Here is a 25,355-nt window from a genome sequence, read left to right on the forward strand (position 1 = left end):
CGTATTAATTTAATTGCTGTACACGCGGCGACTCTTGTTCAAGTCGGCGCCGTGCCACTACTTTATCTTGTGCTAACTGGTCTTTAAGTGCATCAACCGAGGCGAATGACTGCTCTTCGCGAAGTTTTGCTACCAGATCGACTTTAATGCGTTGACCGTAAAGGTCACCATTAAAATCAAATAAATGTACTTCCAATTGAGGTCGAGTTCCCTTCACCGTCGGACGCCGACCAATGTTCGCCATACCACTAACGAGTCGACCATTGGCCAGTTCAGCTTCAACGGCATAAACGCCTTGAACAGGGATCACTTGCCGTTTCATCAATACATTTGCAGTCGGAAAGCCGATGGTACGGCCCAACGCATCACCATGGACAACGCGACCGGTTAGTGCGTAGCGATGCCCCAACAGTGCCTCGGCATCATCCAAATGGTCATTTGCTAGTGCGGCTCGGATTTGAGTACTGCTTACACGCTGCTCGTTGAGCACAAAACTTTGGGTATTGTTTACCTCAAAGCCATGTTGTTTGCCAGCAGTAACTAAGTCGGAGTAATGGCCTTGGCGACCTTTTCCGAAACAAAAGTCATCGCCAACCACTAAGAAACGGATGGCTAATTTTTCGACCAATAGATTGTCAATGAATTGAGTGGCCGACATTGCTGCAAATCGCGGATTGAATTGCACACACAACAGCCGATCAATACCGATTTCAGCCAATAGCCGAACCTTGTCGCGCAATAGGCTCAATCGAGCCGGCGCTTTGTCACCGGCAAACACTTCTTGTGGCTGTGGCTCAAACACCATGACCATAGAGGGAACACCAAACGCTTTGGCTTTTGCAACTAACTGACGCAACACGGCTTGATGCCCTTGGTGAACACCATCAAAGTTGCCGATCGTCAGCACACATTGGCGGTGCCGCAGTCGCAAATTGTGAATACCGCGAATTAGTTCCATTTGGGCCGTCTGGCTATTAAAAGCGCGGAGTATAACAGAGCCGAATAGCATAGGCTAACGCCGCGATTTAGTGCCATCACATCATTCACCGCAGCAGCTAAAAAAGCTCGCCGCCTGCCTTTAATAAAAACTGTCCTAACCTTTTGTCGTCGCATCAAGACAGCGTCAATACGCGCTGCCCTGAGCGGCTGAACGAAGGAGTTCTCGATGAAGTTTAAAAACAACCAAAAAGGTTGGCTGTTAGCCACCTACCGCTTTACGTTAGCCAGAGCCTACTGGCAACAAGTTCATGGCAAACAAGCTTAGCTAATGCGCCAAGTGATCATTGGCCATTAGAACCTGTTAATTAACGCAGCAAGTGGCGAGGTCGAACACCAAATAACAACAACAAACACAGGTAGCAGACGCCAGCCAGCACTATTAGTCCTGCGACCCAAGCGGCACTAACCACAAAACCAAATTGCAACCAGCGTTCAAATTCGGGACTCAGCCAAGCAATAGCGCCAGCCATAATCGCTGCGCTAAGCAACATTTTCATCAGCAAACCAAGCGTTTCTGAGCTCAGCTGAAACACTGCCAAACGATGCAAGCCCCAGTAGAGTAAACCAGCATTGAGCACCGCCGATAGCGACGTCGCAGCAGCTAAACCAATGTAACCGATCCAACTGGCCAAGATCAGGTTAAACACCATATTGGCGGCCATGGCATAAATGCCGAATTTAACCGGCGTTTTAGTATCTTGCCGCGCAAAGTACCCCGGTGCCAACACCTTGATGTACATAAAGAAGAGTAAGCCTGACGCATAGGCCAACAGACTCAAACTAGCAGCATGAACATCATCAGCACCAAAAGCTCCGCGCATAAACAACAACATCAGGATCGGCTGAGCTAACACCATTAAGCCCAGCGCAGCAGGAATACCGAGCAGACTGACGGCGCGCACCCCCCAGTCCATGGTGTGACCAAAAGACTCAGAATCTTTGGTCGCCGCTTTGCCGCTGAGGCTTGGCAAGATCACCGTCGCAATGGCAATACCAAACAACCCCAGAGGAAATTCCAACAAACGATCCGAGTAATACAACCAACTAATTGACCCCGTCTTCAAAAAGCTGGCAATAAATGTATCAAACAACAAATTGAGCTGGCTGACGGATACGCCAAACAACGCTGGGATCATCAAGGTGCGAATTTTCACCACTCCTGGATGATGCCAGCCCCACTTAGGTTTGATTAAGAAGCCCGCTCGCTTTAAAAATGGCAGTTGAAACAAAAACTGAATCACACCACCAATAAATACCCCCCATGCCAAACCAATAGCGGGCTCGTCTAGTTGAGGACTGAGCCACAGTGCACAACTAATAATGGCGACATTTAAGAACACTGGCGTAAATGCAGCGACGGCAAAGCGACCATAGGTATTAAGAATCGAGCCAGACAGCGCGGTCAGGGCAATAAAGAACAAGTATGGAAAGGTAATTTTTAGCATAAAAGCGGCAGTAACATACTTATCCGCCTCAGGACCGTCATTCAACCACTCAAGAAACCAACCGGTACCAAAAATGGCCGCTAGCACTGGTGAACCAACGACACCAATAATAGTGGCAATCATCACCAAGGTGCCCAAAGTACCGGATACACGAGCAATCAGTTGCTTCACATCATCTAAACTTCCCTGCTCTTTTGTTTCTGCTAATACAGGTACAAAGGCTTGAGCAAAAGCACCTTCGGCAAAAAGTCGCCGAAGAAAATTGGGAATTTTATTGGCGAAGAAGAAAACGTCGGCAGCAGCCCCCGCTCCCATCAGGTTGGCAATAACTACATCGCGCACCAAGCCTAATACGCGGGAAATCAATGTCATGGCGCTGACAATTGCGCCCGACTTAACCAATTGCTTGCTCAAGCTTTAATCCTTTGTGTGCCATCCATAGAGAATTGGCGAGATATCGATGATAAATACTCAGGTAAATGTGCCTAAAGTGGCTGGCATTCCGCGAAACGTGCTGCTAGAATCCGCGACCATCTTACTAGCCCGACCCGTTTTCGCCAATGGTGAGCGGAAAAGGCAATGGAAGACCACGAAACTCATTGACTTTGGATTAAGATCGGTGCAGAATGCGCCGCCCTTAAGAAATCCATTTAACAGACGAATTGGGAGTCCGACCTTGGCTAACATCAAGTCAGCGAAAAAGCGTGCGATCCAATCAGAGAAGCGTCGCAAGCATAACGCCAGCCGTCGCTCCATGATGCGTACTTACCTGAAGAAGGTATACGCAGCGATTGACGCAGGTAATAAAGAAGCAGCAGCTGCTGAGTACAACAACGCAGTTACTATCTTGGATCGTTTCGCCACTAAAGGCCTGATCCACAAAAACAAAGCCGCGCGCCATAAGTCGCGTCTGAATGCTCAGATTAAAGCGCTTTAAGTTTTTGCTTAAGATATAAAAAAACCGGCCTAGGCCGGTTTTTTTATATCTTAAATTTGCTGCTCAACGACCTTCCGCTAGGCTCAACCTATCTGACTCAAGTGGAGGGATTAATCCTCAACCGTCTTTTGTCCACAGCACTCACAAATTAAGTGGCGCTCAAAATCATCCATCTCAGCCAAAAATGGTCCAACAGCCCATCCTTTGATTAACCCGGCGATAAACTCCTTGGTGGACTGCTTCTCATCGCCAGCAAAAGCACTTTCCTTGCGAACCAACACCACAACATGGCTAGTCTCTTGGTTACATGGCTGGCAGTGCCTTTTTTCTTTGCTCGTCATAAACATCCTGTCTTCTCCTGAGGTTACTTAGGCCATTATGACTGACAATACAATTGATGCAAAGTCGCCATCATCGCTTCAACTTCTTTACTCGCCAACGAGTAATACACCGTTTGTGCTTCCTTTCGAGTTGCCACATAGCCTTCTTTACGCAACAACGCCAAATGCTGCGACAACGCGGATTGGCTGAGCCCCACTCGTTCAGTCAAAGCGGTAACACTAAGCTCTCCGCCATGTAAGTGGCACAGAATAAACAAGCGATTTTCATTGGATAACGCTTTCAGCAGCGGGATAGCCCGCCCTGCGTTTTGTTTCATTTGCGCTAAATCCATATCAATCTTTACTACCTTTCTTTGTCGGACTCGGAACTGACACCGTGATGTTGTCTAAACTGCGCTGTTTGAAAACATTACGAATAGCAATCGTTTTACATTATTCTCTAAGTACACTTTATTCCGAAGAAAATTCAAGATTTCGTGACAAATAAATTGATCATCAAGACAGCCAACTTCGCTTTAGAGGCGGTTTAACTTGCCGATGCAGGTTTTGTTAAGTTGATGACCTTGATACCAATATCTAACGATTAGAAAAAATTTTGAACCGTTTAAACCTTTCTTTAATTTATTGCGACTAATGCAATAACTACCAACCAATATCCGAAAGGACGCTTGCTGAATGAACCAAGGAACAGTCACCGCGTTGTCATCGAGGCAGCCGGTCACCTCAAGCAGCGATGACGATCTGGAAAGAGCACTCATTGCCGCAGCCAAGAATGGCAACAAAGCAGCTTATCAGCAGCTTTATGGCCAGTATGTTGGCCAGGTGTATGCGCTTGCGCTGCGCTTAAGTGGTGATCAAAGCCATGCCGAAGATGCAACCCAGGAAACATTCATTCAGGTTTGGCAATCATTGACCAGCTTCTCGGGTGAAGCCAAATTCTCGACTTGGCTTCATCGGGTCACCGCCAATGTCACGGTGTCACATATGCGCAAGCAAAAAAACTGGCTGCAACGGACCTTTGGTCTTGAGTCAGCCAATGAAGCGGACTTAGTAGCGCCAGCGCAATCGGAAGATAACCCGTTGGAGCAATACATTCAGCGATTACCAGAGCGTGCCCGACTGGTATTCGTACTACATGCCGTCGAAGGCTATCGCCACGAAGAAGTGGCTCAAATGACACATATGGCGGTTGGGTCCAGCAAAGCTCAGTACCACCGAGCGAAACAGTTATTGAGGGAGTGGATGAGTCATGAATCAGCATGAATTTGAACAGCAACTGCAACGACAAGTCGACGCCTTGCCAAAAGATACACAACCATCGCGCGATTTGTGGCGCGGCATTGAGCATGCGTTAAACGATAATCAAGCAGAGCGCATATCACCAAATCATCAACCTCGCTGGTTAGCCACAGCAGCATCAGTATGCCTATTAGCGGTATTGAGTTGGTTTGGTGGTAATCACTACATCGATCAGCGTGCCCAAGAACTGGCGCTAGCGCAGAGTCAGCAACTGATCTCGGCGATGAGTGACAACCATCAGCTGCAAAAAGACAGCTTACTGGTCGCACTCAAGGGTAAACCGGCATTCACCGATAACTGGCAGCAACAGCTCGATGAGCTCGAAGATGCAGCCCAAGCCATCAAGGATGCTCTCGAGCATGACCCAACAAACCCAACACTGTTGAAAATGCTGCAAGGCGTCTATCAACAACAAATACAACTGATCGAGCGGGTCCACGCCCCGAAGCTCATCCAAATTTAATCAAACAACGAATGATTACGGCCTAGCCCTTAGCTAGCGCGGTGTTTAAGCAGGAGCACATTATGAACAGAAGCATTGTATCAGCGGCCATTGTCAGCCTAGGTTTGTGGGCTGGTTCACTGGCAAACGCCGGAGAAAGCATTAACCAAACATTGGCAGCGAATCCCGGCGAGCGAGTCGATGTCACCCACGTCAATGGCAAAGTCACCATCAAAGGCTGGGACAACGATGAGGTCAAAGTCACCGGAGAACTATCTGACAATGCCGAAGAATTCATCTTCGAACGCCGAGGCAGCACTATTGAAATCACAGTCAAGGAAAAAGACGGTAACTGGAACAACAGCAAAGGCGACCGTTTGACTATTCACCTGCCACAAAAAACTAGCGTCAGTTATGAATCGACCAATGGTGACCTGACTTTGGATTTGCTCGAAGGTGATTTGAATTCGGAAACGATTAACGGTGATATCGATTTGTCACGAGTCACGGGCAAGGTTCGTGTCGAAGTTATTAATGGTGACGTGGATAGCAAAGACATCACCGGCAACCTGAAGCTCAACACAGTCAACGGCGACGTCACGGTTGCAAATTTGCGCGGCGACAGTATTGGTTTAGAGACCGTCAACGGTGATATCGATATTGAAGGCGATGTCGGCTCATTTCGCGCCACAACAGTCAACGGTGACATTCAGCTTTCCGGCAATACGGTCAATGAGCTAGAGCTGAGTTCTGTTAATGGTGACATTGATGCGACCATTAAGCTTGCCGACTCAGGGCGAATTAAGGCTTCTTCGGTCGGCGGTGACATTAAGTTTCGCTTCCTTGAACAGCCACAAGCCAAATTTACCATCGACGGTCATCAAGGCGACATCGTCAACAACTTATCTGACGACAAAATCAAAGAGCAACAATACACAGGGTTTCAGTCTTTGAGTTTCTCCCTGGGCGATGCTAGCGGTGCGGTTAAAATCTCCACCATCAAAGGAGAAGTAGTGTTAACGAAATAACATCGGCCCAGTTCGGTCAACCTTGGATCAGCGAGTTGGTTGCTATCAGCCAACTCGCTTTTTTGTTGTATTAGTCGCTGTCATGTTGCGCTAACAAGAGTGTCATAAAACAATCAACTGGATGTCACCTGAACGTAAACTGCTAACCCTAAGTTGGCGCCAAACCATACAGAGGGTTTGCCCATGCAAGGGACGACACAACACTACCGCGCAATCTGGCTTTCTGACATTCACCTCGGCTACCGCGATTGCAAAGCTGAATTCCTACTCGACTTTCTAGCGAAAACAACATGCGACAACTTATTCTTGGTGGGCGATGTTGTTGACCTGTGGGCAATGAAACGACAGCTTTTCTGGCCGTCATCGCATCAACAAGTGCTGGATGCCTTGCTGGAAAAATCTCGTCAAGGCTGCAACGTCATCTACGTTCCGGGCAATCATGATGAATCAATGCGAAGCTACCATGGCAGTGTCTTTCAAGGCGTAGAGTGTCATCGAGAGTATACTTACGAATCGCTTGCCTACGGCAAATTACTAATGCTCCATGGCGATGAATTTGATGGTGCAGTCAAGTGTGGTCGGCTACATCATTGGGTTGGCGACAAGGGCTATGATTTGCTGTTGTTTATCAATCGCTGGGTCAATCGAGGGCGCGCTTGGTTTGGCTTCTCATACTGGTCAGCGGCAGCCTATCTGAAGAAGAAAGTGAAGAAAGCCGAAGCGGCTATCAAGCGATTCGAGGATGCAGCTATTCGCGAAGCCAAACGTCGCGGTGTTGATGGCGTTGTTTGTGGCCATATTCACTCTGCCAATATGCGTTATGAGGATGGCACCTTATACCTCAACGACGGCGACTGGGTTGAAAGCTGCACCGCTGCAGTAGAACATGTTTCGGGCGAAATCGAATTGCTTCATTGGAGTAACACTCAGAAGCAAATCGACCAGTTGCGCCCAGAACTGACCGTTGTCACGGGCCGAGCAGCGTAGCTGCTGCTTGGCAACTCGCAAGCTGCGATGGTTGCCTCTTTTGCCTCAATCGGCAGCCAACCGCCCCTTCGGTGACGCTCAAGTCCATCCCTGGAGCGCTCTACACCCGACATCCATGTCGGCTGAAGCACCTCAGTCGCAGTTGGCTACCTCACTATCGTTCGCCGCAGCAGGGCAACTCACCTACGGTTAAGGACTAGTTGGGAATTGGAGCTGTGCTCTTCTGGCTAGGAGAAATGTCCGTAACTCCCGTAACGCCTGAGCAGGTTATTGTTTGCTGACGAAGACCTTCCGCAGCAGGGATGCTGCGGTAGAGGCTATAAGGACATATTCACGCCGTGTCTGAGTGAGGAAACGATAACTTGCTCTTCAACGCCAAGATCTGAGAAGCCAACACTCAAGCGGTTAGCGTCCCTACTCAAATCGCAGCGCTTCGATTGGATCGAGATTGGCCGCTTTATACGCCGGATAAAAGCCAAAGCCAACGCCGATGAGCGCCGTGCCCACCACGCTAATCAGCATAATTACCGGTGACAGCGCCATGCTCCAGCCCATGCCGTACTGCATCAACATCACCGCCAACAACGAGATGGTCACCCCAAGCAACGCGCCGATCACGCACAACACCACACTCTCAATTAGAAATTGACTCAGTATCGCTCGCGGCTTAGCACCTACGGCCATTCGCAAGCCAATTTCTCGTGTTCGCTCTGTCACACTCACCAGCATAATATTCATCACGCCAATACCACCAACCAATAGCGACACTCCGGCAACACCAGCCAACAGCGAAGAGAACACGCGGTTTGCTTCCGCCCTAGTGGATAACATGGCGGATAAATTCATGATCGAGAACGCGGTTTGGCCGGCGGCGATGCGATGGCGTTGATTCAGCAGACGCTCAATTTCCTCAGTGACAAATGCCATATTGTCTTCTTGGTCAACGGCAACCACTAAACGGCTTACCCGATTGATGTCTTTTCCTGATTTTCCGACCACGCGACGATTGGCAGTGGTCAGCGGCATAATGACAATATCGTCCTGATCAAAACCACGCATGTCTTGGCCCTTTGCTGCCAGCAAGCCAATAATCCTTAAAGGAATTTTATTAACCCGCACGGTTTCACCGACAGCAAATGTTGGATCACCAAATAACTGAGTCGCGACAGAGTGACCGATTAAAACCACTTTGGCGCCACTACGCACTTCACTCTCGGTATAAGCTCGCCCATCGGCAATTTGCCAGTTGCTAGCAGTCAGCAAATCAACATTGGCGCCTTGAATACCGGTATTCCAGTTTTGGTTGCCATAGACAATCTGAGCTTGGCCGCGGTTATATGCGCCAACGGCAACAACTTCTGGCAGTTCATTTTTTATCGCATCGGCATCAGATATGTATAAACGGTTCACATTACCCGCCGCGCCAGTTGCACCTACGCTTCGTATTGCTTCAGCGCGGACCATGAGAATATTGGTGCCCAAGCTTTTGATCTGCTCTTCCACTTGCCGTTGGGCACCTTCCCCCAAAGCAAACATAATGATCACCGCACTGATGCCGATGATGATGCCTAAGGTGGTTAGGATCGAACGCATTAGATTTCGTCGCAGCGAAATGAGCGCAGTCGCCAACTGATTCATTAGCTTCCCTCCGCTCGCGGCACATGAGTTTGACGCATTGTCGGCGTATCTTGCAGCAGACAGCCATCACGGACCATGACAATTCTGTCAGCCTGCTCCGCTACTTCCATTTCGTGGGTCACCAACACCACCGTGTGGCCAGCTTGATTCAGTTGACGAAACAGCGCCATGATTTCCGCGCTAGTGTGGGTATCCAAAGCGCCAGTTGGTTCATCGGCCAATAGAATATCGGGGCGATTGATTAGCGCCCGAGCAATTGCGACGCGCTGTTGCTGGCCACCCGATAACTGGCTTGGGTGATTATCCAAACGATCACCAAGACCAACTGACTGCAGGCATTTGGTAGCGCGTTCGTCAGCATCAGCAACCGCAGAATCATGATACATCAACGGCATTTTTACGTTGTCCAGTGCCGATGTACGAGCCAACAAATTGAATTGCTGAAAAACGAAACCAATATGATCACGGCGTATATCGGCCAACTCAGCTTTAGACATTCCTATGGTCGATTGTCCAAGTATTTTTAGCTGCCCCTGCTCCGGGGTCATCAAACAGCCAATCAAGTTCATTAAGGTGGACTTGCCAGAACCCGATGGACCAATAATGGCAACCATTTCCCCGGGCATAACTGTTAAATCAATACCTTTTAACACCCGGAATCGCTCACCGGCCATGGGAAAACTATGGCTCAGTTGCTGACACTCGATAGTTGCAGTGATTGGTTGCTGAGTCGTTAGCGGTCGATTCATTGGTTGGCGGCCCTTATTTGGGTAACCACTTGCTCACCGGTCAAATCAGGCTTTAACACAGCGGTGTGCGATTCATCGCTGATTCCGAGTTGCACCTGAACTTTTTCTAGCTCGCCTCCCCTGACCAACAACAAATGACCCAAGCGTAATTTACCTGAACGGAGTTGTGCTCTCATTTCCAGCTGCTCTGGTGTCAGGATTTCCGCTAGTACCTGCTCCATCCGTTGGCGTTGTTGCTCAGCAGCACTGCGGCCAAAGGACGAACCGGGTTTAGGCAGTTTTTCTCGTAGCGCTTGGCGTTGCTGCTGAGAAAGCCCAAGTTGCTGAAGTTGCCCCATCGGTCCCCGAGATTTGGACTGACTCTGTTGGCCAAAACGATCTGCAGCTCGCAGTGCCGCGTTAGGTACTCGCTGGACGTCACGCAAGCTATCAATTGCAATTTCCAAATTAGCGGTCATTCCCGGTAGCAATAAGCCAGTTCGATTGACGGCATTAATCACCACGGTATAGCTGACAACACCAGAATCCGATTGCGGCGCTTTGCGGATTTGCCGAACCTCACCGCGAAAACTACGTTCAGGAAAGGCATCGACGGTGAATGTCACCCGTTGATTAAGCGCGACTTGGCCAATATCCGATTCATCAATGTAGGCTTCAATCTCCATTTCAGATAGATCTTTAGCAAGGGTAAACAGCTCAGGAGTGTTGTAACTTGAGGCCACCGTTTGGCCTGCTTCAATCGTTCGATCAATGACAAAGCCATCGATGGGAGAACGGATCTCGGTCCGTTCGAGCTGGATCTTTGCTTGCTCGAGACTGGCTTGATTGCTCGCTTTGGTGGCGCGCAGAATACTCAGTTGCGCATTTGCTTGCTGCCACGCCAAATCACTAACATCAACTTCGGTTTGGTAACTATCGAGCTCGTCCTCAGAGATATGGTTTGCTGCCACTAACCCTTCGACTCGCGCGAGGTTTCGCTTACTTTGCTCGAAGTTAACCTTGGCTTGCTTTATGACAATTTGTTGCAGCTCAATATCGGCAACTGTCTTGTCTAGCTGAGCTTGAGCTTGCGCCACTTGAGCGGCGAAAGTGCGAGGATCGATGAGAGCTAAAAGCTGTCCCGCTTTGACCGAATCATTAAAGTCGACATGAACCTCGGTTACTTGACCTGACAACTGAGCGCCGACAACAACATCATCAACGGCTGCCAGTGTACCAGTGGCACTGACCCTGTTCTCGATGTTGCCATGGCCAATCTGTTCTGCCTTGTAGGCAGCATTAGTAGCAGAACCAGTAGCGGAACCTCTTGTGCCAACCAAGGCAATAGAGATAATCATCAAGACACTGACTACGACAGCGCCGATCCAAATATTTTTACTCATAACCATCAATCACCATGCAACCTAATTGCATGGTAGAACGGCCTATCGCCGCTATAAATCGCTTTTACAGTTCTTTACTCTAGATGTAAAAAAACGGTTAACTGAGTGAATCGCAAGCTTTAGCCCCCTTCAACTTTGAGGACTGTTATCAGCCAGTAAGATCTGCGCCTGGGGCGTCGGCCAATACGGCCAGATTTACCGCCACCATCAAATTCAAGTGCGAGATCAAATTCTACGGCCTTGTATTAGCTATAATTCGCCTGTGCTCAACAACTACCTATAGGAGAATTTGATGATTGTGTTGAATACCCACCCGGCCAAGGCTGCAATTTAGAGAACCACCAACACCTCTCTGTTTGCCTGCTTTTGCCCGGTGCTGTCTAAACCGGGGCTAACTAATTGTGCCCTTATCTTTCTCTGTGAAGACACAGAGTCGATCTGTTTACACAGGCAACACAATGAATTCATCAATTTTGCGCAACCAATTAGGTTGGCAACCATTTTTTCAGCAACAATTGGCGCTGGAAGAATATCAAGACACCATTTTTGCTCGTATCGTCGCTCATCACCGCAGTGAATATCTGTTGTTATCCGAGTCCTTTCCGGCAGTGAAGCCCATTCATCACCTACCAATCAGCAATCAGCTACCAGAGCTTACTGTCGGTGACTGGGTGTTACTCGATCGTCAGCTTGGTTTTGTTCGTCGTCTCGAGCGAAAATCACTGTTTCGCCGCAAAGCCGCCGGCCCCAAGATAAAAACACAATTGATTGCCGCCAACATCGATACTGTTTTTATCATGAGCTCGGTTAACCATGATTTTAACCTCAGCCGTATCGAACGGTACTTAGCGCTGGCTCATGAGGCGCAAGTAGAGCCGGTAGTGGTACTCACCAAACAGGACTTGTCTGATAACTCAGAACAAAAGCGTTATCAGGTTCAACAACTGGACTCTATGCTTGCTGTCGAGAGCATTAACGCCCTCGATTCTATTAGCTGCGAATGCTTGAATTACTGGAATCGACCGGGACAAACACTTGCACTATTAGGTTCGTCAGGGGTAGGAAAGTCGACGCTAGCGAACACCCTTATGGGTCAGTCGGCACAACTAACTGGGGCCATTCGCCAAGACGATAGCAAAGGCCGCCACACAACCACTGCCAGAACCATGCACTTGCTGCCATCAGGCGCAGTGTTGGTGGATACTCCTGGCATGCGAGAGTTGCAGTTAACAGACTGCGAGCAAGGTGTAATGCAGGCTTTTGCTGACGTCGATGCATTGGCGCAGCAATGCCGATTTAGCGATTGTCGACACAACGGCGAGCCGGGCTGTGCCATCCAACAAGCAATCGATTCCGGTGCGCTTGAACAGCGGCGGTTTGATAACTTTATCAAGTTACTTACTGAGCAAGCCAGAAACAGTGCCACATTGGCTCAACTTCGTGCTAAAGACAAAGCATTTGGCAAGATGGTAAAAACCGTCGGTGCGGTCTCAAGGCAAATCAAAAAGGGATTCTAACTAAGCGATCCGCCTTTTAGGCTAATGAAGCCACCTTGGGGTGGCTTCATTAGCAAATAAAACAATCGACCTAATCACCATGCTACTATTGCCCTTCAGCTAATCTTTGCCCCTACTAACATGTTTCGAATCGCTCGTACGCCACAGCACTTATTGTTGTGCATGATGTTTTTGATGTCATTTGGCTTTGCCACTTGGATGGTGCTGTTAAATAACTTTGTCGTCGAACGTGCCCAGTTCACTGGTGTTGAGATCGGCATCTTGCAGAGTGTTAGGGAAATTCCAGGGTTTCTCGCTTTTACCGCGATCTTCATCTTGTTGTTAATCCGCGAACAATCTTTTGCTTTATTGTCACTTGCCATCATGTTCATTGGCATCTTGCTGACCGGGTTCTTTCCAAGTGCAATGGGCTTGTATATCACCACGGTCATTATGTCGATTGGCTTTCATTACTTTGAAACCATCAACAAATCACTGACGCTGCAATGGCTTGATAAAAAAGACACTGCAGAGTTCATGGGGCAAGCTTTATCAATCAAGGCAATTGCATCGTTATCGGCTTACGGTTTGATTTGGCTAATCATGGGCCAGTTGGGAGTCGATTATGTCTGGGTTTATGCCTTGGTCGGCGGCTTAGGTATCATCGCGACTATAGCGGTTGTGGTGTACTTCAAAAACTTTGCCCAACATGCCAGCCAGCACAAAAAACTGATCTTCCGTCAACGCTATTGGCTCTACTACGCATTGGTATTTCTCAGCGGTGCTCGGCGCCAAATCTTTGTTGTATTCGCTGGCTTCATGATGGTCGAAAAGTTTGGCTATAGCGTCAGCCAAATCAGTACGCTGTTTATTGCCAACTATGTTTTTAATTTTCTATTTGCCAAAAAAATCGGCGCATTTATCGGCCGGGTTGGCGAACGCCGAGCATTGGTAATTGAATATGTGGGCTTAATCTTGGTGTTTGGCGGCTATGCTGTGGTTGACAATGCCAATATGGCTGCAGCGCTGTACATCATTGATCATCTATTTTTTGCCTTTGCCATTGCGATAAACACTTACTTCCAAAAGATCGCTGATCCGCGTGATATTGCCTCATCGGCAAGCGTCAGCTTCACCATTAACCACATAGCAGCAGTTGTCATCCCTGCTCTTTTAGGCGTGGTATGGATTTATTCACAAGCGGCAGTATTTTTGATCGGAGCAGGCTTTGCAGTGGCATCTTTATTGTTGGCCAGCTGCATTCCTGCCAAGCCAGAAGCTGGCAATGAGGTGGTGTGGGCTAGAGGCTAATTAGCCTCTAGTGTGCGCTAACCAAACTTCGCTTCTCGTTTAGCGATTCCGCGGCGTATCGAGTGAACGATTCGCATCGTTCTGCGCGGCCTACTCTTTCTGGCCAGCTTTCTTTGTAACGCTACGCAACGAGGAAAAGTCAGCCACGTTAATAGGATCATCGCCAACGCAACAACCGCTGTCAGGGCGTTTTGGCCAAACAACTCACCATAACCTCTGAAATCACTAATAAAGACAAATGACGCCAGAAACGCAACTACCATAGGTAGTCTCAAAACATTAATTAATACTTCATCCTTGAGGTTTGAATCTCGGAACATATCAACAACTCCAAAACAAAACTCACCTCAGACCACAGTCAACAGCAACAACAGTTAACAGCTCATTAACACTGCCAATACTTATAAAAAACGCTGCTAGTTAAAACATTGGTTACTGCGTTTATAGACCCAGATCAGGTCTAAAAGTTCCGTTTGCTTATCCTCAGTGCTTTGGATCACAAAAACACATAATGCAAAGGATGCTTTCAAAGCATGTTCTGGAGGATAAATTGTAGATGCCTGTTGGCTGAAAGCATGGCCAAGCTATTTATTTTTTGCGGTCCACAGCGCTGCCATAACTTGCCTCAGCTCTGACTGTCTCCTCTCCAAACTAACTTTGGCTGTGATCGCATCAAGACAAACGTACAGCTTCATAAATCTGAAATCCTGCCGCGATATTTCCGTCACACAAGCGTCATATGGTGTGCGAGGTTAGCTGATACCGAGGTTCGATTTTTATGTTTACTGTTGATCAAGTCATTCGCGATAACTACCCCGCATTAGAGCAAAAACCATGGCTTGCTAAACCGCTAAAAGGTTTGCTGCGACGATTGCTTCATGAGCGCGACATCAACGATTTTGCGGAAAAGTATCCACATTTAAATGGTCTTGATTTCGTTGAAAAGGTGCTCGACTACTTCAGTTTTAGTTACAGCATCAGTGACCGCGATAAAGCACGCATTCCTGCCACTGGTCGTGTCGTCATCATCGCCAACCACCCTATCGGTTCGCTCGATGGCTTGGCGCTACTCAAGTTAGTTGCTGAGATCCGCGGCGATGTCAAAGCAGTGGTCAATGAACTGTTGATGAACGTCAAGCCACTAACTCCGATGTTGTTACCGGTGAATAATATGACAGGTAACACCGCAAAAGAATGCCTAAAAAACATCGAAAATCACCTGCAAGGTGACGGCGCTCTAATCATATTTCCTGCTGGTGAAGTATCTCGCTTACAACCCACTGGCGTGAAGGACACCCGCTGGCGTTCAGGATTTTTGAAAATGGCAACGCAAACTCAAGCGCCAATTGTGCCCATGTTTGTCAGTGGCCGAAATTCAGCGTTGTTTTACAGTGCGTCGATGATTTACAAACCGCTATCAACGGTACTACTGGTCAAAGAAATGTTTCGTCAGCGCGATAAAAATCTGACGGTTAAGGTTGGCGAGCCCATTCCTTACGAAAGCTATTCGAGCCTGAACATGCCAAATCGCGAACGGGTGAAGTTGTTCAAACGCCACCTCTATCGAATTGCCAAAGGTCGTAAGGGTCTATTCAAGACATTTTCAGCTATTGCTCATCCAGAAAGCCGAGCTGAGTTAAAACAAGCCATCGAACAATGTGAGCGTTTGGGAGAAACCGGTGATGGTAAACAAATATATCTTTACCGATTTACCGAAAGCTCGCCCATTATGCGAGAAATTGGCCGCTTGCGAGAAGTATCGTTTCGCGCAGTAGGCGAAGGCACGGGCGAACGCAGGGACATGGATTCTTACGATGCCCATTACTTACACTTAGTACTTTGGGATCGCGAGGATCTCGAAATCGTTGGCGCCTACCGCTTGGCGGATACCCAACGGGTCATTGACGAGAAAGGTTTACCGGGGCTCTACACCAGTTCCCTATTCGATTTTGATAAACAAATGGACAAGTACTTGCCCCAAGGTGTTGAGCTGGGACGTTCATTTGTTCAACCTCGTTATTGGGGTAAACGTTCATTAGACTATCTTTGGTATGGCATTGGCGCCTTTCTGGTCAAGTATCCAGGCTATCGCTACCTATTCGGCCCCGTTAGCATCAGCAATAGCTTTCCCAAACCTGCGCGCGACTTGCTCGTGTTTTTCTACAAGCTGTACTTTTCCAGCAAAGAGCCTATTGCCCATTCTCGCCAGCCTTATGGTATCGCCGATGACACCATGCAAACTTTGAAAGCGACCTTTTCTGGGACCGACTATAAAGAAGACTTTACTCAGCTGAAGCACCTTCTGGCCAACATGGGCGTATCGGTACCAACACTTTACAAACAATATACAGAAGTTGCTGAACAAGACGGTGTCCAGTTCTTGGATTTCGGCATCGACCCTGACTTTGCTGATTGTGTCGATGGCTTGGTGCTAGTTGATATTGAAAAACTCAAAGCTAAGAAACGCGCCCGATATATGGGGGCCACGGAAAATCCACAATCAGCAGCATAGCATTTAGCCCCCTCGCACTAGTTCAATAGCGTACTTTTGACTGCCGGGTAGCACAGCTGCTAATTGTTTCTCGCTCAAGCCCCAATGCTGAGCCAACAAGGTGGCCCACCAGCGAAAGGTCATTGAGGTCGGCTTTAAATCGCGACCTTGATAGAGTTGCTCGGCCTTTAAGCCGGGCCATGTTCCTAATACTCGCCCTCCGTTGATCGCTCCCCCGGCTAACAACATGCAGCTGCCAGTACCATGGTCAGTGCCTGCTGTGCCGTTTTCTCGCACCGTACGACCAAATTCTGTCGATACCATCACCACCGTTTGCTGCCATTGACTACCAAGGCTAGCTTTTAGTGCAGCCAACCCCTGATCGAGTTCCGTTAGTTGCCGATTCAGCCGATTAGCTTGGTTGTTGTGGGTATCCCAACCACCAAGCTCGAGCATCGCGCAATCGGGGCCATTTTCCGCACTCATTAATGTGCCACATGCTTCGGTCAACTCTTTAAAGTTGGCCTTACCCGATGACGCTGTGCCGCTATCGCGCAGCAACTGTTGGGTCGCTAAACCTTCTTCAAGTTGTGCGAGCAACGATGGTGACTCTTGGTATAGGTCAAGCAGCGCCGCATAGGTATCTTGTTTAGTCTGCCTGAATCGACTCGGATACCAGGTGGTCGCTTGTTCAGAACTTCGAAACGCAATCGGAGTTGTTTGGCTAACTGCGAGCCCCTGACTCTGGTGACTATTGACTGCTCTGGCTAACCAACCACTGTCGTGGTCAATGTGACCTAACCCAGCTTCAAGAAAATCTTGGCCATCAAAATGCGAACGAGCGTCATAGCCGGAACCAACGGCAACAATCGGTAAAAATTGCTTCGCTTGATACCAGCTATATAGATTCTGTAAGGCTGGATGAAGAGCAAAATCGGCAGACAATGGCAATGCTGACGTGAGTAAATCGTTGGCAATTTTGGGACGATGTTGACGATAACTGCTATCAGTTGAGGGGACTATGGTGTGAAGCGAATCAAGCGCTCCTCTTAGCAACACCCAAATTAGCTTTTTACCTGTGTTAGGCTGATTTGGCGATGGCATTTGTGACCAAACTGGAGCTGTAGGCCAGAGCATCAGGCTCGCCCCTGATAATTTTATAAAACGTCGCCTATCCATCATCACCTCCTTTGAAACTCTGGACTCAACAACAATAGCGTCGTCGCTTGGGCACGAGATTCGGCTCTTATGACTTTGTTGTAAGTTCGCTCTGATGCCGAGTCCGCCAGAGCCGTTTGCATTAGTTCATCAGCATTTCGTCGATAACGCCCAGCGGCTAAGGTCGCCCAATCAATCCGCGTCATCAGCGCTTTTGCTCCGAGCCAATCTGCTTCGGTGTCTGGATAGCCAGCTGGCGAGCCTGCTTTGTGAGGTTGTTGCCCTAACTGCTTAAGAGCGCTGGCCAATCGCTTTGTTGCGATGGTTGGCGGCTGTAGCAATCGTAGCGATGAAAACACAAACTCATGAGGCGTCTTGAACTTTTGCCTTGCTGGCTTCCAACTCTCAGCGCTATCAATCAACGCCAGCATCACTTGCTTGATCGCTCCACCGCTTTGCAGCCAAGCTTCTTCCATCTCCCGAACTAAAATTTCAGAGGGCTCATCAGCGATAAAGTGACGCGCCAACTTGACACATAAGTGATGACGAGTTGCTGGGTGCCTAGCCAATGTCGTCAGCATCGCTTCACCCTGGCTTTGGCCCGTCTGTCGATACGTTGCACCCAGCAGTTGCCGTTGTCCCGGCTCATGCCCTTTGTCGCGAAAACGAAAGCCCGCGCTGTTTTCCTTCACCGGATTAGCAACGCTCCAACCTGTGATAGCTTTGGCCAGCTCAATCACGTCAGTTTGGCTGTAGCCACCGTCAACGCCCAAGGTATGGAGTTCAAGAATTTCTCGGGCGAGGTTTTCATTCATTCCCTTGCCACGCCTACCCAACTTAGAATTGGGGCCGAATGATCGCTCATTATTTAAGTAAATCAGCATTGCTGGATGTTTGATTACAGCAAGTAACAGCGCTTCGAATGTCCCCAGCAAATTAGGAGCAATCGCATCTCGCTCCAGTGCTGGAGCCAACACCCACATCAAGTCATTTTGTGCAGTAACAGAAAAATGGTTGGCGAAGAACGCCAGAAGTCGCCATTGAATGGTGTGCTCAGCATGAATAAGCGAATTAAATTGATGCTCTAGAAATGCCAAATGCTGCTGCCGCGGATAGCGTTTTTTGTCGCTATCGAGCTGCTGTGCATCATCTTTGAGGCGCCTTTTTTCCATCCGGTTTTTAGCGATGGTGGCCATCATATTTGTGGTCGAGGGCAACTGTTTATCAAACATTGGGGCCATTAACCCCTGCTTCAGCCAAATTTTGGCCTGCTCGGGCGCCAAGTCATCGCCAGCTCTTAAGCCATAGCCAAAACGGTTGGCAGCAATGATAGCCATATTGGTTTGGTCGTAGGTTCGCATTGTGGTCGTTACCAAAAACGTTACTTCGGATCGCTAAGGTGACCTGAGGATATAAAAAAGCCGACCATATTGAGCGGCTTTAGCGCCCATCTTTACCAAAGTTTACGTAAATCAGGGTGAACTGAAGAAGCTCGAGACTAACAACTTGATAACAAACACTGTTGATTCAACGATCGCTGATTGACTCTGCCCCAACCTAGAGCGGCACACCAAACTGGCGCAGCGCAACACACCATCTTTGTGCGCCCAGATGTAAGGTCGATTAAAAACTCTAATCTAACCATTAAATCCGCGTAGAAAGCGCCATCCAGCGGCTTGGAATGATAATTGCTGCAAGCCCGACGAGAACACAATAAAGGCGCGCCAACAGCGCTGTTGAAGTACTTACAAACTCTGAAAAGTGACCTGCCAAACAACGCCGTTCAGGCTTTTTGCAGGCAATCCATTACAGTCAAATTACTTGAGATGTTTTACATGTCATTAAAAAATCTGAAATACACTGCGCTATTTGCAGCCATTAGTAGTGCTATCAGTACTCCGATCCAAGCCGAAGATGACGCCGAAGCCTTTAAAGGGTTGGAACGAATATCGGTAACAGCGACTCGCCGAGTCAACACGGTGCAAGACATCCCAGTGAACATTACTGCGCTCGGTGGCGATGTGCTTGAAGAAAACCGAATCACCGATTTGGTTGATATTTCCAAGTGGGTGCCTGGTATGACAGTTGTCGACCAAGGTGGTCGAGCACCATCACCCATTATTGTTCGCGGTTTAAATACGGGGAGCCTTGGCCCGACAGGCGAGAACAGTGGCGGAGGAACTGTCGGTACTTATATCGGTGAAGTACCTGTTTACGTCGACCTCCACATGTACGACATGGACCGAGTCGAAGTATTGATCGGGCCACAAGGTACTTTGTATGGCGCGGGTACATTGGCTGGCGCTATTCGTTATTTGCCTAATAAACCTTCATTTGATGGCGTTGAAGTGATTGCCAGCGGCGGCCTCTCACAAACCAGTGAAAGTGACGATCCAAACTATGAAGCCAGCACTATTGTTAATCTGCCAATAAGTGACACTCTCGCTTTACGTGCTTCTGTCGGCTACGACAAAACGGCGGGCTTTATTGATTACAATTACTTAGTCCGCGAGGCTGGGGTATCTAACCCGCAACCGGATTTTGATGATCCAGCCGATGTGGCAGCTAATCTTCGCTCAAAAGAAGATGCGAACGGTAATGAAACCTTGTTCGGGCGCGTCGGTTTGCGTTGGGCCCCCGCCGAAAACCTCGACGTTAATTTCACTTATTACTACCAAAAGGATGAACCCGAAGGGCGAACATTGGTTCACCGCGAATCATTTGGCACTGGCAAGTACGAAAGTGGCTACCGATTTGAAGAGCCCAATGAAATGAAAAATCAGGTATTCAGCTTGGAAGTGGAAGCCGACCTCGATTTTGCCAACTTAGTTGTCGCTTTAGGAAAAACTGACTATGAGGAAATTGGACAGCGCGACCAAACCGATTTGTTGCTGAACTTTGAGTACGGCTACGAAGGTTTCCCTTCTTTTGCAGCATTCACTCGAGAAGTCGCCGATGAGGACACTTTTACCGGAGAAGTTCGCTTAGTGTCACTGGCCGATAGCAAATTACAGTGGATTATTGGAGCCTTTTACAACAAATTTGAAGTCGATTCGACATCAGAAGAGTTCACTCCCGGCATTCCTGAGTTCTGGGACATCGATCGCCCAGACAACTTAGAGTACATGTCCTTCCTAGATGAAACCATTAAAGAAAAAGCTATTTTTGGCGAGCTGAGCTACGAAGTCACCGAAGACCTCACCGTCACATTAGGGGCTCGGGTTTATGACTACGAAGATGACGTCAAGCAAGGATTTGCCCTACCTCTGCTCGATGGCGAGCCTATTGATATAATCTTTAACACTTCAGAAGGTTCGGCAGATGATGACGGTTCTTTGTTCAAGTTTAATGCCGCATACCAAGCAACTGATGACATTCTGACTTACTTTACCGTGAGTGAAGGCTATCGAATTGGCGGTGGTAACGCGGTGGCACCTTGCGATGAAGATTTAGAATTACAGCAAAACGTCTGTGCGTTACCCAATGAGCTATTCTATGATCCTGACGAAACTCTCAACTTTGAGCTTGGTACTCACAGTACATTGCTGGATAACACTCTCGAGTTCAATGCCGCAATCTACCTAATAAAATGGGATAAACCGCAAGTCCCAACCATTACCACAAACGGCAGCGTCAACATCACCACCAATGGTCCAAAGGCAGAGAGTAAAGGTGTAGAGTTATCGAGCCGCTATTTGTTGACCGAGGATTGGATGTTATTCGGCACTTATGCATACACAAACGCTGAGTTGACTGAAGATTCACTAAAACCTCAGCAAGATCCCGATGATGGTAATGGCCCTGTTGGCGGAGAGCATGCATATGATGGCGATCGACTGCCAGGCTCACCGGAACATCAAGCTTCATTTGGCAGTACCTATACAACTGAGTTGAACGGTATGCCATTGGAGTTTGGCTACAACATGCAATATACCGGAGATATCTATACCAAGCTGGGTAACCATGACAATGGTGAAACTCTGGGTGGTTATACCCTTCATAACCTGTCAGCCAGTATGAGTTATGACAACTGGGACTTCACCTTGTTTGCCGATAACTTTACCGATAAGTATGCAGTCACCTCGGTGCGAACCGACTTTAGTAACGTTCGTGAGGTAAATGGCTTCGATCTGCGCCGCTATGGTAAGTACATCAATACCCCTAGAACAATTGGATTGCGAGTGAAATACAACTTTGCCAACTGATCGCCGGGGCACATAAGCCAATGATCACAGGGGGCTATCATGCCCCCTGTTGATATGCCAAAATCATTCTTTACCCTTCGTCGTCTGGATACCCAGTGAGTTCTATCCCATCGATTGAACAGCTCCACAAAGCTGCCCAACAAGCACTCAATCAACAAAATTTTAAAGCGGCCCACCAGTTTTGCTTGCAAGTATTGCAGCAACAGCCAGAGCATGCCGATAGTTACTTTTTGCTCGCCATGATCGCCGCTTCAATGCAGCAATTAACGAAAGCGTTAGAGCTAGTTGAGCGAGCACTGGCACTGGCTCCGAAAACGGCAGAATATCAAGCTCAACATGCGCGCATACTGGCACAATTGAACCGTCCTTCTGAGGCCAGCCAGAGTGCCGAGTTGGCTCGCCAATGGGTGTCAGATAATGACGCATTAACTTTAGATACGATCGGAGTAGTGTTCAGTAGAGTCGGTCAACACCAGGCCGCCGCGAAGTTGTTTCGTCGCGTCTGTGCACTGCGCCCTAAGCAACCTAGCTACTGGTTTAATCTCGCAGCCTCGGCGCGCTTTAATGGCGACTTTGATGAGGCTAGGCAGGCCTACGAGCGAGTAATTAGCTTGAACCCTAACCACTACCCAGCTCATTCATCCCTGACGGATTTAGGTGACATCAGCGACAATCACAATCACATCGAACGTTTGACCAAAACGAAAACGAATTGTCGCTCGGTCGATGGTCACGTTCATTTAGGACACGCCTTGCTTAAAGAGCATGAGGCGCTCGGTCAATACGACCAAGCATTCGCGGCTCTGTCGGAAGCAAATGAGCGCAAGAAATATCAACTCAACTACCAGAGTAGCGACGACCAAGCGTTGTTCGACACCATGATTGAGGCATTTGAACAGCGAATCAGTAACGACTTAAATGGCGACTCAAATGATGAAGCTATTTTCATCACCGGAATGCCTCGTTCAGGCACAACATTGGTTGATCGCATCATCTCAAATCATTCCAAAGTCACCACCGCCGGAGAGCTGCAGAACTTTGGTGTAGAGCTGAAACGCGCCTGCGCGACTCAGTCAAATAAGGTGCTTGATCGGCAAACGATCATCAAAGCTTGCCAACTCGACTTAGCTGCTATCGGCAAACGATATATCGACAGCACCAGACCACAAACGGGTCATACAGCGCACTTCACTGACAAGATGCCGCTGAACTTCTTCTATTTGGGATTCATCGCTGAAGCACTACCGAACGCCAAGTTAATCTGGTTAGACAGAAATCCAATGGATACCTGTGTCAGCAACTTTCGGCAGTTATTTGCCTTGAACTTTAGCTATTACAACTATTCCTATGATCTGCTCGATACTGGCCGTTACTACCTGCAATTTCGTCGTCTGATGGACTTCTGGCAGCAGCGGCTCGGAGATCGACTGCTACGAGTGAAATATGAGTCTTTGGTGGCAAGCCCGGATGCTCAGATCCGCCGAATTCTGAACCATTGCGGGTTGGATTTTGAACCACAATGTGTCAACTTTCATTTGAATCAAGCGCCCGTATCGACCGCCAGTGCCGTGCAGGTCCGGCAACCGATTAATAGCCACTCGATAGGTCGCTGGCGACGCTATGACCAGCAAACACAACAGTTACAGCAACTGTTGCAACAGGGTGGGTTAACCATCGAGTAATAGTCGCGTCACCAACACTGGTTAAACAGCAAATGGATACTTAATTGGATCGTGGTGCTGATAACCAACGACTTCAAAATCATCCATAGTCACCCAAGTTTCCAAATCTTTCAGCGACTTAATATCAGGGTTGATATTCAATTGTGGCGATGGGAATGGCTCTCGCTTGAGCTGAACATCACGCATCATGGGTAACTGATCTTCGTAGATGTGGGCGTTGACAATTTTATGGTAAGCCTTGCCTGCTTTGTTGCCGGTGATTTGCGCCATCAACGCCAAAAAGGTGAAGACCTGAATTTGATTAAAGTTGAGACCCAATGGCACATCGCAAGAGCGCTGATAACTGGTCAGATACAAGGTATCTCCGAGCAGCGAAAAGGTATGAGTATGCATACACGGACGCAAGCAGCCTAAGTCAAACTCGCCGGGGTTGTAGAAGGTCAAGATCTCACCGCGGTCATCTTTTTTATTGGACAGGTTATCAACGATTTTCGCTAGCTGATCGAAACCAGAGCCATCGGGCTTTTGCCAACTGCGCCCCTGAACGCCATAGACCCGGCCCATATCATCAGGACCTTTGCGAGCAGGATTATTGAGCCAAGCCTGATTATCATTGGCATTGGCATCCCAAGTTTTGGTGCCTAATTGACGAAAATCTGCGGCATTATCAAAGCCTCTAATGTACCCCAAAAACTCAGCAATCGCGGCTTTCCAAAAGCTCTTGCGAGTAGTGATTAAGGGAAACTGATTATTCGCAACATCGTATTCCAAATCGGCATTAATCAGGGTCAAGCATCGCTTGCCGGTCCGTTCATTTTCGACCCATTGGCCCTCGTCAATAATTCGCTGACAAAGCGCTAGATATTGCTTCATGCTTTTTTACCTCGACTAACTTCTGTACCGGTATTGCGATAACCGTTGATCAACAAGGCTGCGCCGCCAATGATCATCGGGACACACAGCCATTGCCCCATACTCATGCCCAATTGCAACAATCCTAAATGAGCATCGGGTTCACGGGCAAACTCAACGGCAAAGCGGAATGAGCCGTAACCGAGGAGGAACAAACCGGCGATGGTGCCCGCGGGCCTTGGCTTGCGACCAAACCACCAGAGCATCATGAATAACACTAAGCCCTCGAGCGCAAACTCGTACAATTGCGAAGGATGACGCGGCAGCCCTAAAGGATCGGTCGGAAACACCATTGCCCATGGTAAGTCGGTTTGCCGTCCCCACAGTTCGCCGTTAATAAAGTTACCAATGCGCCCTGCTCCGAGACCAATTGGCAACAACGGACAAATGAAGTCACCAACAGATAAGTAGGATTTATGATACTTGCGAGCAAAGAATGCCATGCCCGCCATCACGCCAAGTACCCCTCCATGGAATGACATACCGCCCTCCCAAATACGGAATAAGTAGATCGGATCAGCAACAAATTGCGAAAACTGATAAAACAGCACATAACCACAGCGGCCACCGAGTATCACCCCGAGAAAGCCATAAAACAGCAAGTCACTGACTTGTTGCTCCGTCCAGCCGCTATTGGGCTTACGCGCCATGCGATTGCCCAGCCACATGGCGGCAACAAAGCCAATCAGGTACATCAAGCCGTACCAACGGATCTTCAATGGTCCGAGTTCAAACAGAATGGGATCAATTTGCGGAAAGCTGATCAACGCAGTGAGCATTCGTTGTATTCCAATTGAGGTTAGCGATTTTGGGGCGCCATCATATCATGACGCCAAAACAAGAAAATGACTTG

At 48.4% G+C, this 25,355-nt stretch carries 21 protein-coding genes; 10 read left to right on the forward strand and 11 right to left on the reverse strand.

Annotation, left to right across the window (positions count from 1 at the left end; genetic code table 11):
• Window positions 1–4: 4 nt before the first annotated feature.
• Window positions 5–958 (reverse strand): bifunctional riboflavin kinase/FAD synthetase, encoded by a 954-nt coding sequence (gene ribF, locus CBE68_RS04795; protein ID WP_087504936.1) that lies wholly within the window; start codon window positions 956–958, stop codon window positions 5–7.
• Between the two features lie 346 nt (window positions 959–1,304).
• Entirely contained in the window at window positions 1,305–2,858 is a 1,554-nt protein-coding gene (murJ, locus tag CBE68_RS04800) for a murein biosynthesis integral membrane protein MurJ (protein WP_087504937.1), read from the reverse strand.
• Window positions 2,859–3,120: 262 nt separating this feature from the next.
• Between murJ and rpsT the strand changes: the two genes are divergently transcribed.
• Window positions 3,121–3,381, forward strand: coding sequence for a 30S ribosomal protein S20 (rpsT, locus tag CBE68_RS04805; protein WP_087505132.1), 261 nt, complete (start codon window positions 3,121–3,123; stop codon window positions 3,379–3,381).
• Between the two features lie 110 nt (window positions 3,382–3,491).
• Here rpsT and CBE68_RS04810 read toward each other — a convergent pair whose 3' ends face one another.
• Window positions 3,492–3,728, reverse strand: coding sequence for a hypothetical protein (locus CBE68_RS04810; protein WP_229744642.1), 237 nt, complete (start codon window positions 3,726–3,728; stop codon window positions 3,492–3,494).
• 29 nt (window positions 3,729–3,757) lie between these two features.
• Entirely contained in the window at window positions 3,758–4,054 is a 297-nt protein-coding gene (locus CBE68_RS04815; RefSeq protein WP_087504938.1) for an ArsR/SmtB family transcription factor, read from the reverse strand.
• 343 nt (window positions 4,055–4,397) lie between these two features.
• On the opposite strand from CBE68_RS04815, the gene CBE68_RS04820 reads away from it, so the two are divergent.
• The 4 genes from CBE68_RS04820 to CBE68_RS04835 all read left to right on the forward strand — a co-directional run bounded on the left by CBE68_RS04820 (window position 4,398) and on the right by CBE68_RS04835 (window position 7,478).
• Entirely contained in the window at window positions 4,398–4,985 is a 588-nt protein-coding gene (locus CBE68_RS04820) for an RNA polymerase sigma factor (RefSeq protein WP_087504939.1), read from the forward strand.
• Window positions 4,972–5,484 carry a hypothetical protein gene (locus CBE68_RS04825; RefSeq protein ID WP_087504940.1) on the forward strand — a complete coding sequence of 171 codons (513 nt, stop codon included), beginning with the start codon at window positions 4,972–4,974 and terminating at the stop codon, window positions 5,482–5,484. Before CBE68_RS04820 ends, CBE68_RS04825 begins: the two co-directional genes overlap by 14 nt.
• Window positions 5,485–5,546: 62 nt before the next feature.
• Window positions 5,547–6,491 carry a DUF4097 family beta strand repeat-containing protein gene (locus tag CBE68_RS04830; protein WP_087504941.1) on the forward strand — a complete coding sequence of 315 codons (945 nt, stop codon included), beginning with the start codon at window positions 5,547–5,549 and terminating at the stop codon, window positions 6,489–6,491.
• A gap of 183 nt (window positions 6,492–6,674) precedes the next feature.
• Entirely contained in the window at window positions 6,675–7,478 is an 804-nt protein-coding gene (locus CBE68_RS04835; protein WP_087504942.1) for a UDP-2,3-diacylglucosamine diphosphatase, read from the forward strand.
• A gap of 414 nt (window positions 7,479–7,892) precedes the next feature.
• Here the strand turns inward: CBE68_RS04835 and CBE68_RS04840 are convergent, their stop codons facing one another.
• The 3 genes from CBE68_RS04840 to CBE68_RS04850 are packed head-to-tail and all read right to left on the reverse strand — an operon-like array spanning window position 7,893 to window position 11,247.
• Window positions 7,893–9,116 carry an ABC transporter permease gene (locus CBE68_RS04840; RefSeq protein WP_087504943.1) on the reverse strand — a complete coding sequence of 408 codons (1,224 nt, stop codon included), beginning with the start codon at window positions 9,114–9,116 and terminating at the stop codon, window positions 7,893–7,895.
• A complete protein-coding gene (locus tag CBE68_RS04845) occupies window positions 9,116–9,865 on the reverse strand; it encodes an ABC transporter ATP-binding protein (protein ID WP_188708080.1) in 750 nt (249 codons plus the stop codon). The genes CBE68_RS04840 and CBE68_RS04845 overlap by 1 nt, the downstream gene beginning before the upstream one ends.
• Window positions 9,862–11,247, reverse strand: a complete 1,386-nt coding sequence (locus CBE68_RS04850; protein WP_158100495.1) for an efflux RND transporter periplasmic adaptor subunit — start codon at window positions 11,245–11,247, stop codon at window positions 9,862–9,864. Before CBE68_RS04850 ends, CBE68_RS04845 begins: the two co-directional genes overlap by 4 nt.
• Before the next feature lie 458 nt (window positions 11,248–11,705).
• Here CBE68_RS04850 and rsgA point away from each other — a divergent pair, with 458 nt between their 5' ends.
• From rsgA to CBE68_RS04870, 3 genes are all read left to right on the forward strand, one after another.
• Entirely contained in the window at window positions 11,706–12,764 is a 1,059-nt protein-coding gene (rsgA, locus tag CBE68_RS04855; RefSeq protein WP_087504945.1) for a ribosome small subunit-dependent GTPase A, read from the forward strand.
• A gap of 120 nt (window positions 12,765–12,884) precedes the next feature.
• Window positions 12,885–14,054 (forward strand): MFS transporter, encoded by a 1,170-nt coding sequence (locus CBE68_RS04860; protein ID WP_087504946.1) that lies wholly within the window; start codon window positions 12,885–12,887, stop codon window positions 14,052–14,054.
• Window positions 14,055–14,832: 778 nt separating this feature from the next.
• Window positions 14,833–16,566: a GNAT family N-acyltransferase gene (locus CBE68_RS04870; protein WP_087504948.1), complete on the forward strand. Its 1,734-nt coding sequence runs from the start codon at window positions 14,833–14,835 to the stop codon at window positions 16,564–16,566.
• A 3-nt stretch (window positions 16,567–16,569) separates the two neighbouring features.
• On the opposite strand, the gene CBE68_RS04875 is transcribed toward CBE68_RS04870, so the two are convergent.
• Together CBE68_RS04875 and CBE68_RS04880 are read right to left on the reverse strand one after the other, a co-directional pair.
• Window positions 16,570–17,682 (reverse strand): DUF1501 domain-containing protein, encoded by a 1,113-nt coding sequence (locus tag CBE68_RS04875; RefSeq protein ID WP_229744643.1) that lies wholly within the window; start codon window positions 17,680–17,682, stop codon window positions 16,570–16,572.
• 44 nt (window positions 17,683–17,726) lie between these two features.
• The gene (locus CBE68_RS04880) at window positions 17,727–19,064 is read right to left on the reverse strand and encodes a DUF1800 domain-containing protein (protein WP_087504950.1); all 1,338 of its coding nucleotides are present in this window, start codon (window positions 19,062–19,064) and stop codon (window positions 17,727–17,729) included.
• A gap of 465 nt (window positions 19,065–19,529) precedes the next feature.
• Between CBE68_RS04880 and CBE68_RS04885 the strand changes: the two genes are divergently transcribed.
• Together CBE68_RS04885 and CBE68_RS04890 are read left to right on the forward strand one after the other, a co-directional pair.
• Window positions 19,530–21,908 (forward strand): TonB-dependent receptor, encoded by a 2,379-nt coding sequence (locus CBE68_RS04885; RefSeq protein ID WP_087505135.1) that lies wholly within the window; start codon window positions 19,530–19,532, stop codon window positions 21,906–21,908.
• A 95-nt stretch (window positions 21,909–22,003) separates the two neighbouring features.
• The gene (locus CBE68_RS04890) at window positions 22,004–23,590 is read left to right on the forward strand and encodes a tetratricopeptide repeat-containing sulfotransferase family protein (RefSeq protein WP_087504951.1); all 1,587 of its coding nucleotides are present in this window, start codon (window positions 22,004–22,006) and stop codon (window positions 23,588–23,590) included.
• Window positions 23,591–23,611: 21 nt separating this feature from the next.
• Here the strand turns inward: CBE68_RS04890 and CBE68_RS04895 are convergent, their stop codons facing one another.
• A complete protein-coding gene (locus tag CBE68_RS04895) occupies window positions 23,612–24,463 on the reverse strand; it encodes a thymidylate synthase (RefSeq protein WP_087504952.1) in 852 nt (283 codons plus the stop codon).
• Window positions 24,460–25,281, reverse strand: a complete 822-nt coding sequence (gene lgt, locus CBE68_RS04900) for a prolipoprotein diacylglyceryl transferase (protein ID WP_087504953.1) — start codon at window positions 25,279–25,281, stop codon at window positions 24,460–24,462. Before lgt ends, CBE68_RS04895 begins: the two co-directional genes overlap by 4 nt.
• Window positions 25,282–25,355: the final 74 nt, after the last annotated feature.

Origin of the sequence: Neiella marina, assembly GCF_002165625.1 — a bacterium.
GTDB classification, from domain to species: Bacteria; Pseudomonadota; Gammaproteobacteria; order Enterobacterales; family Neiellaceae; genus Neiella; species Neiella marina.

Bases quoted from the DNA above. Each gene is read 5' to 3' on its own strand.
- ribF (WP_087504936.1), bottom strand. From the start codon at position 958: ATGGAACTAATTCGCGGTATTCACAATTTGCGACTGCGGCACCGCCAA.
- CBE68_RS04810 (WP_229744642.1), bottom strand. From the start codon at position 3,728: ATGTTTATGACGAGCAAAGAAAAAAGGCACTGCCAGCCATGTAACCAA.
- CBE68_RS04815 (WP_087504938.1), bottom strand. From the start codon at position 4,054: ATGGATTTAGCGCAAATGAAACAAAACGCAGGGCGGGCTATCCCGCTG.
- CBE68_RS04820 (WP_087504939.1), top strand. From the start codon at position 4,398: ATGAACCAAGGAACAGTCACCGCGTTGTCATCGAGGCAGCCGGTCACC.
- CBE68_RS04825 (WP_087504940.1), top strand. From the start codon at position 4,972: ATGAATCAGCATGAATTTGAACAGCAACTGCAACGACAAGTCGACGCC.
- CBE68_RS04830 (WP_087504941.1), top strand. From the start codon at position 5,547: ATGAACAGAAGCATTGTATCAGCGGCCATTGTCAGCCTAGGTTTGTGG.
- CBE68_RS04835 (WP_087504942.1), top strand. From the start codon at position 6,675: ATGCAAGGGACGACACAACACTACCGCGCAATCTGGCTTTCTGACATT.
- CBE68_RS04840 (WP_087504943.1), bottom strand. From the start codon at position 9,116: ATGAATCAGTTGGCGACTGCGCTCATTTCGCTGCGACGAAATCTAATG.
- CBE68_RS04845 (WP_188708080.1), bottom strand. From the start codon at position 9,865: ATGAATCGACCGCTAACGACTCAGCAACCAATCACTGCAACTATCGAG.
- CBE68_RS04850 (WP_158100495.1), bottom strand. From the start codon at position 11,247: ATGAGTAAAAATATTTGGATCGGCGCTGTCGTAGTCAGTGTCTTGATG.
- rsgA (WP_087504945.1), top strand. From the start codon at position 11,706: ATGAATTCATCAATTTTGCGCAACCAATTAGGTTGGCAACCATTTTTT.
- CBE68_RS04860 (WP_087504946.1), top strand. From the start codon at position 12,885: ATGTTTCGAATCGCTCGTACGCCACAGCACTTATTGTTGTGCATGATG.
- CBE68_RS04870 (WP_087504948.1), top strand. From the start codon at position 14,833: ATGTTTACTGTTGATCAAGTCATTCGCGATAACTACCCCGCATTAGAG.
- CBE68_RS04875 (WP_229744643.1), bottom strand. From the start codon at position 17,682: ATGCTCTGGCCTACAGCTCCAGTTTGGTCACAAATGCCATCGCCAAAT.
- CBE68_RS04880 (WP_087504950.1), bottom strand. From the start codon at position 19,064: ATGCGAACCTACGACCAAACCAATATGGCTATCATTGCTGCCAACCGT.
- CBE68_RS04885 (WP_087505135.1), top strand. From the start codon at position 19,530: ATGTTTTACATGTCATTAAAAAATCTGAAATACACTGCGCTATTTGCA.
- CBE68_RS04895 (WP_087504952.1), bottom strand. From the start codon at position 24,463: ATGAAGCAATATCTAGCGCTTTGTCAGCGAATTATTGACGAGGGCCAA.
- lgt (WP_087504953.1), bottom strand. From the start codon at position 25,281: ATGCTCACTGCGTTGATCAGCTTTCCGCAAATTGATCCCATTCTGTTT.